Below are 11,646 nucleotides of genomic sequence, written 5' to 3'. Positions count from 1 at the left end.
AAAAATTATTTATTTTTTTCTACCAAGATTCCATCCCTACGGGATTTTAATAGCTCCGTTAGGAGCGAAATCTTGGTAGAAAATTAAAACCCAATGATTCGAAGCCCCATCGGGGCGACCTAACATTTATTTTATATGAAATTTAAACAGTCTTTAAGTTTATGCGATTATCTGATCAATGAAATGTTTCCCTTTCCGACGTCAGTTTTGCCGGAGAGGTACTCTATCGTTAAATAATAGGCGAATACAGCTGTATTTAATTCTTTACCTATGTAAACTCCATTCCAGCAATGCTCCGGGTCCGAACTTTCGTAAACCTTTTCGCCCCACCTGTCAAATATTTTTAAGGAGATCTTTCGGATACATATATTATCCGGTATACACAACTCATCATTCAATCCATCTCCGTTAGGAGTAAATGCATTCGGAATGATGGTGTTTATATCCGCGTCAGCATTACACGGTATATATTCCTTCACTGTTACTTTAACACTGTCAAACGACTCACACCCGTAGGCATCGGTGACTCTTACATAATATATAGTGGTGGTGTCGGGAGCCGCCACAGGGTTCGGACAATTTGTGCAGCTCAATCCATCCGGCGGCGTCCAGCTATAAACGGTACCTCCGGCAGCAACAAGCTGTGTGCTGAATGTGTTAAATATGTCCACATCATTTCCCGCGTCGGCTGCCGGAATATTCACTGTTAAAGTAGTGATCACAATACTGTCACATCCGCTCATCTTTGAAACCAACGTATCAATATAAATCCCCGGATTAGTTACAACTGTTCCGTTTCCAAGGGTGTAACTTTGTCCCGGACAAATATGCGGATCGAGCGGGGTTACCTGTGCAGGATTAACCACAACACCAGCAGTTGCCGCAGCTGAACAGCCGTCGGCATTTGTACCTGTTACCGTATATGTTGTACTTGTTAAAGGGGTGGCACTTACAACAGCTCCTGTTGTTGCGCTTAATCCTGCAGGAGGCGCCCAGGTATATGTAACGGCACCGGCGGCTGTAAGAGTAGCCGCGCTGCCCATGCAAACAGCCGCATTGGATACATTTATTACCGGGAGACTATTAACTGTAAGATTTACAGTTGTTACAGCCACACATCCTTTGCTGTCCGACCCTGTTACCGTATATGTTGTTGTAACAAACGGATTGGCATTAACCGAAGAACCTGATGTGCTGCTTAACCCCGAAGACGGTGCCCATACATATGTGGAAGCGCCATTTGCTGTAAGCACCGCTGACGCGCCCGCACAAATAGTGGCAGGGGCAACATTAATTACAGGTTGCGGACGGAAAGCAACCAAAGCAGTATCGGTGGAAGTGGCTCCGGAAATATCTGTAATGGTAACAGTATAAACCTGTGATGTACCTGAACACACATTTAAAGTAGTACCTGTTGATGCACCGGGATTCCATAAATAAGTAAAAGGAGGTTTTCCCTGGCTTACAACGGCGCTAAGGAGTTTACATCCACCCGGACAAACACTATCGCCTGTAACCATTACAGAAGGCTGACAAGGAATTACAGGAACTATTACTGATAAAGTATCAAAACAGTTGTTAGCATCCCAAACTGTAACATTATATGTATTCGGCGACAAGCCTGAAACATCTTCTGTGGTTTGTCCGCCAAGCCAACTATAAATATAAGGAGTGGTTCCACCCGAAACACTCAGGTCAATGGCCGCGTTGTTCATACAACCTGTTACCGTTTTGTCCAGCACTAAAGCCGGGCTGCTATTAATTGTTACCGAAGATGTCATTGTACAGCCATTGCCATCCGTTACGGTTACAGTATATGCCGTTCCCGCCGCCAAACCAACAAGTGTCTGTGAATTAATTGTTCCGGGATTCCACAAATATGAATATGGCGTATTGCCCCCTGTTGGCAATACAGTGGCAGAACCACTGTTTGTTGAACCGCATGTTTCGGTTGACGATGTTGTAATTTTCAAAGGCCCCTTATTAAAAACAGTGATCGTATCAATAACTGAACAGTTATTGGCATCCTTTATCGTAACCGCATACTGAATCCCTGAAACTAAATTACCTGCCAACGATGTTGTCGCGCCCCCCGGAGACCAGATGTAGGTGTAACCGGGCGTTCCTCCCGAAACAATATCTTCCGCTTTGCCATCAAACACGCCGGAACAATTTACGGCGCTCCGGTCAATAATGTCATGGTTGATGGCTGATGGCCGTGGTACATAAATAACTCCCTTACCCGTACAACTCTTTGAGTCGGTTACGGTAACAGCGTACGTTTCTCCCCCTGTGAGACCTGTCGCAACAGTGCCGGTTTGATTGGCCGCATTCGTACTCCATACGTAACTGTATCCCGGAGTGCCGCCGGTGATCCCAATAGTTGCCGTTCCGTTTTTTGAATTAAAACAAGCGGGGCTTACAGTTGACATAACAGGTACCAAAGGCCCCGGAGCATTAAGTGTAATAGCCTTAGTACCCGTGCACCCGTTAGCGTCTGTAACCTGCACCATATAAAATCCTTTGGGCAATCCTGTAGCGCTTGCGGTGGTTTGAACAGGTGTAGTATTCCAGGAGTAAACATAAGGAGTAGCTCCGCCTGAAGGTATGGCCCCTGCGAAACCGTCAGAAGAATTTGAACAAGCTGCATCGGTGGAGGTAACGGCAACGTTAATATTGACAACATCATTAACAGTGACCGTTGCAGAAGAAGGACATCCGCTTGCATCATTTACCATAACAGTATAAATTCCCGCTGCAAGACCACTTATAGCCGATGTAGTTTGGCCTCCCGGGCTCCATAAATAAGTGTAGTTTCCCGATCCGTTTGATGGGATCACCGAAGCTGTGCCATTGGAAAGCCCGCAACCCGTAATATCAGTTTTTGAAGCGGACAATGTGATGCTGCCTTTACCGCTTATCGGCACACTTTTTACTTCCACACATCCATTCGCGTCTTTTACAATAACAGTATAAACGCCGGCGGAAAGACCTGTTGCTGTAGCGCTTTTACTTCCTCCCGGCGACCATCCATATGTATAAGGACCTACACCGCCATTTACAGTTACTGTTGCTGTTCCCAGCGTTACAGGTTTATTTGTGCAATAGGATATGATCCTATTGGTTCCTGATATTACAACATTAATACTGCAGGAACAAGAGTTTCCGGGAACAAATGTCGAGGTAGCGCCGGGGATCTGAGAAACATCTGTTCCACCGCATAAAACTCCGGCAGGACAGGCAGATAACAAAGCAACACTGCCGGCACATGAGCCGCCAATGGATATTGACGCGCCACTTCCGCACTTATTAACGGTTATATTCGAGCAACTGGTACACGGAACGGTCCATGTAATTTTTCCGCATCCTCCAACACCGCAATCCGCGGGTGTGGTTACAGCGGATACATTCATTCCACATGGCCGGCAAGGATCCACATTGACAATAATAGTTGTGGAATCTTTACAAAGGGGATTAGACGTATACGCGATCAATACTGCGGTATACGTACCTATAGCGGGATAAATATGTACGGGAGATGCGGACGTTGAAGTTTGTCCGTCTCCAAATCTCCACAAATAACCTGACGCGCCCGTACTGTTATTGAAAAAAGTCACTTCATGTGAATTGCAATTAGTTAAAGCACTTAAGCCTGATGCCGTACTCAGGCTGACACAATTAACTACACTAAACTGAAAATCCCTGGTAGTGGTGGAGAGAAATTTTCCTTTCCTGTATTCAGTAACACAAACACCTACAACAAATTTTCCGATCGTGTTAGGAATGCCCGTCAGCGAACCCGTAACAGGATTCATGGATATACTGCCACCCATTGGATTTGTGGCTGTATATGGCGGAGTAAAAGGGTATGGTGTGTATGGAACCACCGACTCCAAAGGAGAACATAAAGAATACACCAAAGAATCGCCATCCGCGTCTGTGGCTGAATTGTCAGATGAAAACGGACTTCCGGCGCAAATAAAGATCGGAGGAGTACTCTTAAATTTGGGATTACTGTTAACCGCTGCCAAAGAAACATCAGGGATAGTGGCAGAATACGCGCTGAAGCCTGCGGGGCCATTAATTATACCACTGTTCCTTGCATTCTCTTTAAACTCGATCTGGTACCCGCCAGGGATGGGTGGAAGAGTGACTGTGGTTGTATAAGTGGCCATCTCAATACAAATGCCCTGTGGAATTGATGTACAAGGAGAAGGTGGATTTGCGGGCAAACTGATTACCGGCCCTAATGAAGCACTGACTGTTTGAACCAGCTGCCCGGCGGAGTTATATATCGATATTCCGGCAGGGTTCGGGAAATCAATTCCGGAACAATCCCTGTAGAATTTTAACGTTACCTGATATTTATTTCCACCTAAATAATCGTAACTGATCTCTCCGCCGGCAATATGGCTTGCAAAAATATTTAAATTGGTTAAGAATAAAATAAACAAAAATATACGAACCGTTTTTTTGTAATTTAATTTCATTTTGCGATTATTATTGGTCGGATTTTTCACCTGGTTTAACTCAGAAAAAATATTCAACAGATTTATTTCTATCATACCCATTTACCGGTTTTTTCGTGCCCTGAAAATTGACACACCGAAAAACATACTCTACTCATTAATAGAGTAAAATTCGCCCGAAATGGAGCATATTTCAAATCATTATTATCCTATAATATCATATCTAATTCGACTATACAGGTAGGATATAAAAATCATGCATATAATTCGCATATCATATAATAATAACTATTTGATTATCAATATATTAATAACATTTCCATTTTATACTTTATTTAAAAAAGTTATATAAACCAAATTATATATATCATAGCTAAATGAATGAAGTAGCACTTTATACCCTTCATAAATCAATATCGTTTAGTTAAGAAAATGCTTTGGTGAAAATCTGACAGGCAGGCACCAATCCCCAAAAAAAGAAAAATACGAACGCCTAACCAAACAACATTGATACAGTATCGTATTATTTAAGGCTAAAAAGAAGATAAATAAGCTTAGCAAAAATGCCTGAGCTTTTTGAAAAGATGAACGAACCAAAAACGAATAGTGCGGGTTTTACATATTGCGTATCCGGAAGAAAATTTTTACCTAAAAAGTTCGGTTATTTTTGCCGCATTTATAGTGTTTGAGAATTTCTCGAGCAACACTTTTTCGCGTCGGAGGATTTCCGCTGTATCAAACGGCAGGTCGAACAAACGGATCACTTCCTTTTTCATGTCAGCCGCAGAATCACAGACTATGCATAAATTCCTGAGTTCAGTACCATCTACCATCGGAGGATTTACCACACAGTACCGGCCATTAAAAAGAGAAGTCAAAAGCTTTAATTTAATTCCGGTCGACTGAAAAGTAGGCAACACATTGATCTGAGCCTCCTTAACCAACTTGTAAATTTCTTCGGTCGATATATTTGCCCGGAATTCAATATTGTTGTATCGTTTCGCTGCATCAATTAAAAAAGCCGGCGGATTTTTTCCGGCAATGATCAAAGGCACATGAATACCATTAAACACTTTATTGATCAGGTATAAGGCCGCTTCAATATTCTCGGCCACCTCCAGGTTCCCATGATAAAACGCGAAATTTCCTTTACCCGGCTCAATTATCACTTTTTCGTCGGGATGAAAAGCCGGAACCTGGATCACATATTTGTATTTTTGAGATAAATACTTCATATCGGCCGGAGAAATCGCAAGAATATGCTCAGCCCTGTTCAATACGGCTTCGAATCGCTCCAGCTTCCCCGCTTCACTTTTAAAATAAACCCGCTTTAACATTTTCTTCTCGACTTTTGCCAGGCTGCAGTAGTAATCGTGCTCAATGTTGTGAGTACGGACAATTTTTTTCCGATCCTTCAAACGTGCATCGCTGATATGATAACAGCAATGTAAGCCTTCAAATAAGACTGGGTAATTATCTTTCAACAGGTTTTGCATCAGTTCTTCCGATGAACGCGTAATGGCTATATACGGAAGTGAGCTGAACATATAGCGCAATCCCTTTTTCCGTTTATAATAATTTACCGACTCACATATTTCATTAAGCTGGTGAGCGATGGCACGGCCATATTCAAAACAATGCAAATGAACCTTTATACCTTGCCTGTGCAATTCCCTTATTTTAAAATACACATCTATCACCCCGCCATAACTTGGAGGATAAGGAACATCGAATGTGATTATATGCAGGTGTTTTGAATTCAAAGTTTAAAGTTATGGGATCTTACATTACATTAAAAGCTTATATACCTTTATCAATTCCTGTTCTTCATTTTCCCATGTCAATTCACGGGCTGCATGTTTACTGTTTTCCTTCCATTTATTCAATTGCTCTTTATTTTCAAGCATCGAATTTATTTTATGAGCAATGTGCTTCGGATCATGATCATCAATAATATTCCCTACATTATAATGCCTGATTATTTTTTCAATTTCGGTTAAATGCGATGCCAAGACAGCAATTCCGGCATGAATGTAATCGAATAATTTATTCGGCAAGCTGTAACGGTAGTTTATATTTGTGTCCTTATCAAGTGTAATTCCTATGTCTGCATTACGTGTATATTGCATCAGCTCGGTATACGGCAATTTGCCAATAAATCTAACCCTTTCATTTAAACCATCACGCTCCGTTTTCAATTTCAACTCATCGATAACATCGCCGCCGCCAATCATCAAAAGAAGCGCATCATTTACATACTTCATCGCTTCAACTGTTTCTTCCGCTCCGCGCTGCACATTTATTCCTGCCCCCTGCATAATCAATATCCTCCCGTCAACAGGCAAATTCAACTCCTGCCGGGTTTTCGTTGCCGCTTCAACACCTCCACGTGGTATATTCCTGACAACCTTTGGCTCAATCCCATACTTATTCTTATACCAAAAAGCAATGCTTTCATTAACCGTAAATACATATTTTAGTTTAGGAAAAATATTTCTTTCCAGGCCTTCCCATATCTTCCTTTTAAAAGGCCGGTTTTGCAATTCAGGAACCTCTGTATAAATTTCATGGGTATCGTAAACAAGAGAGCTGCCTTTAAGCAAAGAGATCACATAATTCGGAAACAAAGTGTCAAGATCATTTGACACCAACACATCGGATCTGTGAAACAACAAAAAGAAAAACAAACGGCAATTGAATTCCAGGTAAAACAATGGACCTCTTTCGAACAAAAGTCTCATACGCTTTGTAAAATAGTCTCTCTTATCAAGCTTAAGACTATTGCGCTGCTCTCTCCCGACCAAAACAACCTCAAAGCCCAACTTGTGCAGTGTAGCGCAAACTTTATGCACGCGCTGGTCTGTTACCAGGTCGTTTATTACAGATACAATGACTTTCTTCAACTTGATTTCAACTCCTTTTATGTATACAAAAGGGTATTTGCGAAGATAGGAAAATAGCTCTCTCACGATCGTAGCAGCCAGCTAAATAAAAATTAACTTATAATAGAGATTATACCGAATAAGATTATTATATGAAATTTACAGAAAAACATTTGGTGAAAATTTGGAGCTTTCGTGCTTTGGTGGCGAAAATTCATTTGCCACTAAAATACCAAAACACAAAAGTCCACCAAAAATCCTTATTCGATATAAACTCTAATTAGAACTACTACTTTTACCTCCTCCACTTTGAATTTAATACAATTTGAATGCGACACAACAGAATCCCTGCCTACCGGCAGTAAGCAGCTTGTTTCAAACAAGCATACTTAAACCTGCTAAAATTCAGCATATAGTTCGTATTTTTAACGCAATGAAGGTCGGTGAAAATATTTCCTTAAAGCCATACAATACATTTCATATTGATGCAAACGCGCGGTATCTCTTTGAATTTTCCTCTGTTGAAGAAGTAAAAGAAATTCTGTCAGAAAAAAAATTCCGGGATGTCTCAAAATTGATCCTGGGTGGCGGCAGCAATATACTGCTTACCAAAAACTATGATGGTTTGATTATCCGGAATAATATTGAAGGCATAAGCCTTGTCAAAGAAGACAATGCTCATTACTATATAAAAGCCGGAGCGGGAGAAGTGTGGCACAGGTTTGTGATGTATTGCATTGAACACAATTACGCCGGTGTTGAAAACATGTCATTGATCCCGGGGAAAGTCGGAGCCGGACCCTTACAAAACATCGGCGCGTACGGCGTTGAACTCAAGGATACCTTTTTTGAACTGGAAGCTCTGCACCTGGACAGCCTCAGTATGCAAAAATTTTCAAATACCGATTGCAGGTTCGGCTACCGCGAAAGTATTTTTAAGCATGAACTAAAAGGACAGTTCATTATTACCTCGGTAACATTCAAACTAAATAAAGAACCCCGGTTCAATACAAGTTATGGCGCTATTGAAAAAGAACTGGAGGCAATGGGTGTAAAAGAACGAACAATAAAAGACATCAGCCGGGCCGTTATAAATATACGCAGTAGTAAACTGCCTGATCCGGAGCTGATCGGAAACGCCGGAAGCTTTTTCAAGAATCCTGAAATCGGGCAAGACAAATTTGAGAGCTTAAAAGTCAGGTTCCCGGAAATTGTTGCCTACCCTCAGAAGAGCACCGTTAAACTCGCCGCGGGATGGCTCATTGAGCAATGCGGCTGGAAAGGTAAAACATTTGGTGATGCCGGTGTGCATAAGAACCAGGCGCTTGTACTCGTGAATTATGGGAAAGCAAATGGTCAGGATATCTACGCTCTGTCGCAGCGCATCATGGATTCGGTAAACGAAAAGTTTGATGTGGTACTTGAAAGAGAGGTCAATATTATATAAGAGGTGTATATGTGTCGCACCACAAGTATTTGTGTCCATACGGTAGCTGACCGGCAGGCAGGTTTGGAGTTTTGGTGGCAAAAATCAACCCGCCACGAAAGCACTAAATCACCAAACCCCACAAAAAAGAAAAATACAAACGACCAAATCCTTAACTAAACGGCATTGATTTATGATGGTATAATTTATTCCTTTATTAATTTTTTATAGCAAACCTTCCCGCCGGTTAATAATTCAATGAAGTAAACTCCCGAAGGTTCATCTGATAAATCAACGTTTGTTGTAATACCAATATTCCGGTCCAATAAGTAAACGACTTTCCCCAACATATTATATATCCTGATTTTTTCAACTGCTGAGTTACCCGCTGCTGAAATAATAAAGATTCCGTTATTCGGATTAGGCTGAATTTGAAACATGCTCTTTTCAGAAATCATTTTGACACCTACGGTGGCTAAAGTATAACTGGCGGATACATCAGAGCATCCATTAACATCAGTAACCTCAACAGTGTAATCACCGGCCACCACAGCAATGTACGTTTGCGAGGTAGCCCCCGGAATAGGAAACCCATTCATGTACCATTGATTTCCGGTCGCGGAACTGGATGTCAAAGTTGATCCGTTAGCTGTAATTGTCGGAGTTACGGGAAGCGGATTAACTGTAATTGCAGCGAGCGTAGTTCCTGCACATCCATTGTCGGTAACATTTACAGAATATGTAGTGGTTATAGGTGGCGAAACAATGATTGAAGAAGTGGTTTCACCTGTGTTCCAAAGGTAGCTGGTACCACCTGAAACGGTTAGTGTAGTATTGTTCCCGTTACAAATTATCATACCGCCGGTAATGGCCGGAGTTGGTTTCGGAATAACAGTTACTGTAGTTTGAGCGGAAGCATTGCCGCACGTATTTGTGCCCTGAACAGAATATGTACCGGAAGCAGTAACTGTAATACTTTGAGTTGTTTTACCATTACTCCACAAATACGAATTAGCCGCGCTGGAGGTAAGTTTTACTGAATCTCCCTGGCAAAAAGTAGTCGGACCACTTGCTGTAATATTAATACTGAATGTACTTTGTTGCGAGATTGAAACACTTGATGTACTTGTACATGATTTAACATCCGTAACTGTAACAGTATAGGTCCCGGCCGAAAGATTGCCGGCTATTTGTGAAGATTGAACAGGAGAAGTACTCCAGTTATATGAATACGTACCGCTTGCATCATAGCTTACGGATATATTATCAATAGAGGCCGGAGGCTGAGTGCCCTTCGCCTGGTTATTTTGCCAGGAAAAAACAAGTCTTTTTGTCGTACCGGCATTTGCATCAAGGCCGGATATCGTGGCGGTTGTATAATTATTTTGCTGATTATAGGAAGCGCTTCCTATTTGCCCTGCAGAAAGTGTATTTCCGGCAGTTGGAGTCGTTGTAACAGGTACCAGAAAAACGTTAAAATAATCCTGTCCATTTTGACCCATTCCTTTCCAGTCGAATTTTACCGTAATATTCTTTGCTGAAGCCGGCAAAACAAAATCTTTATAAAAATGCACCGCAGCAGATGAGTTGACAGTATACGCGTTGACATTACTATTATTTGAAATGTAAATGGATCTTGTGCCGCCGTTCGCCGTCGCGGTTCCAACAAACCACTTATTTGTTTCGCTGCCATTAACCAGGGTCCACGAGTTTGTACTTTCCCAATCTTCAGGTATTGTTGTGGTTTGTAATGAAGTACCTCCTGAAACAGCAACCGATGCGCTTCCATTACTCAGCCCGCATGAGGCATCAGTGGGTGTTACTACAAGAGACATTGCCGGAAGCCGGGTAACACCAACGGCTGATGAAGCCGTACAACCGAAACTGTTTGTTACAGTAACTGTATAGGTTCCGGAAAGGGTTGCTGTTATACTTTGCGTGGTGGCACCACTGCTCCATGAATATAAATTTGATGGATTCGAGGTAAGAACGACAGAATTTCCCGGGCAAAATGTAGTTGGCCCTCCTGCACTAATTCCGGCAGCAGGAGAAGCATTCATCACAATACCGGTTGTAGCGGTACTCGTACAACCAGCACTATTAACTGTCACTGTATATGTTCCTGCGGCAAGAGATGAAGCGTTGTTTATGGTTGGATTTTGTAATGCCGATGTAAATCCATTTGGACCTGCCCAGGAATAAGAGTCACCGGCAGAAGCAAATAAATTAACAGGCGCTCCGATGCAACCCGGACTGCTGCTGCTGGCAGTAGCCGATGCAGATGAGGTAATTACAGTAACACTGGTAGTTAAAGTGCTTGTAGTATTGAGTGAATTCGTTATGGTAACTGTATAAACCCCTGCAGTTGCGAGGGTCACATTTGAAATCGCTGGATTTTGCAAAGCGGAAGTAAATCCATTGGGACCGCTCCAGGAATAGGTGACGCCGCCGGAGCCATATAAGTTCAATGTTGTTCCGATACATCGCGGGCTGTTGCTGGTCGCCGTCATTAATACAGGAGTACATCCATTTGAAGTTAACAAACTGGACCTCGGAGCTGAATTTGCAGCGGCAGTCACTCTGGCCTTCTGATCCGCTGTAAAAATGTAACGGGTCCCGCAATAACTCATTTGATTATTTTTGGAGTTCGCCCAAATACCTGTTCCTGTGCAAACATCAGTTGTTCCACAATCTCCCTGCTTGTGGGGAGGTGTATCACAAACCTTATCACCATCACTTGAACATGCATTGTTAACCGGGCAGGAAACATTACCTCCGTCGCCATTAAAAGTATGATATAAATAAAAAGCATGTCCTAACTCGTGCGCAGTTGTATTATATGCACTGGAAAAATAATTGGCTACAACTA

Annotated in this window: 5 protein-coding genes; 1 reads left to right on the top strand and 4 read right to left on the bottom strand. The window is 42.1% G+C overall.

Annotation, left to right across the window (positions count from 1 at the left end):
* Positions 1-167: 167 nt before the first annotated feature.
* The 3 genes from HYU69_13365 to HYU69_13355 form a co-directional block, all read right to left on the bottom strand.
* A complete protein-coding gene (locus HYU69_13365; GenBank protein ID MBI2271326.1) occupies positions 168-4,571 on the bottom strand; it encodes a gliding motility-associated C-terminal domain-containing protein in 4,404 nt (1,467 codons plus the stop codon).
* Positions 4,572-5,113: 542 nt separating this feature from the next.
* Positions 5,114-6,232, bottom strand: a complete 1,119-nt coding sequence (locus HYU69_13360; GenBank protein ID MBI2271325.1) for a glycosyltransferase — start codon at positions 6,230-6,232, stop codon at positions 5,114-5,116.
* Positions 6,233-6,256: 24 nt separating this feature from the next.
* A complete protein-coding gene (locus HYU69_13355) occupies positions 6,257-7,372 on the bottom strand; it encodes a glycosyltransferase (protein ID MBI2271324.1) in 1,116 nt (371 codons plus the stop codon).
* Positions 7,373-7,784: 412 nt separating this feature from the next.
* Here HYU69_13355 and murB point away from each other — a divergent pair, with 412 nt between their 5' ends.
* Entirely contained in the window at positions 7,785-8,798 is a 1,014-nt protein-coding gene (gene murB, locus HYU69_13350; GenBank protein MBI2271323.1) for a UDP-N-acetylmuramate dehydrogenase, read from the top strand.
* Between the two features lie 185 nt (positions 8,799-8,983).
* Here murB and HYU69_13345 read toward each other — a convergent pair.
* The coding region (locus HYU69_13345; protein MBI2271322.1) for a T9SS type A sorting domain-containing protein at positions 8,984-11,646 on the bottom strand (2,663 nt) is incomplete at its 5' end.

The organism is Bacteroidota bacterium (assembly GCA_016183775.1).
Taxonomy (GTDB): Bacteria; Bacteroidota; Bacteroidia; order JABDFU01; family JABDFU01; genus JABDFU01.
This window is presented reverse-complemented; position numbering and strand designations above follow the sequence as displayed.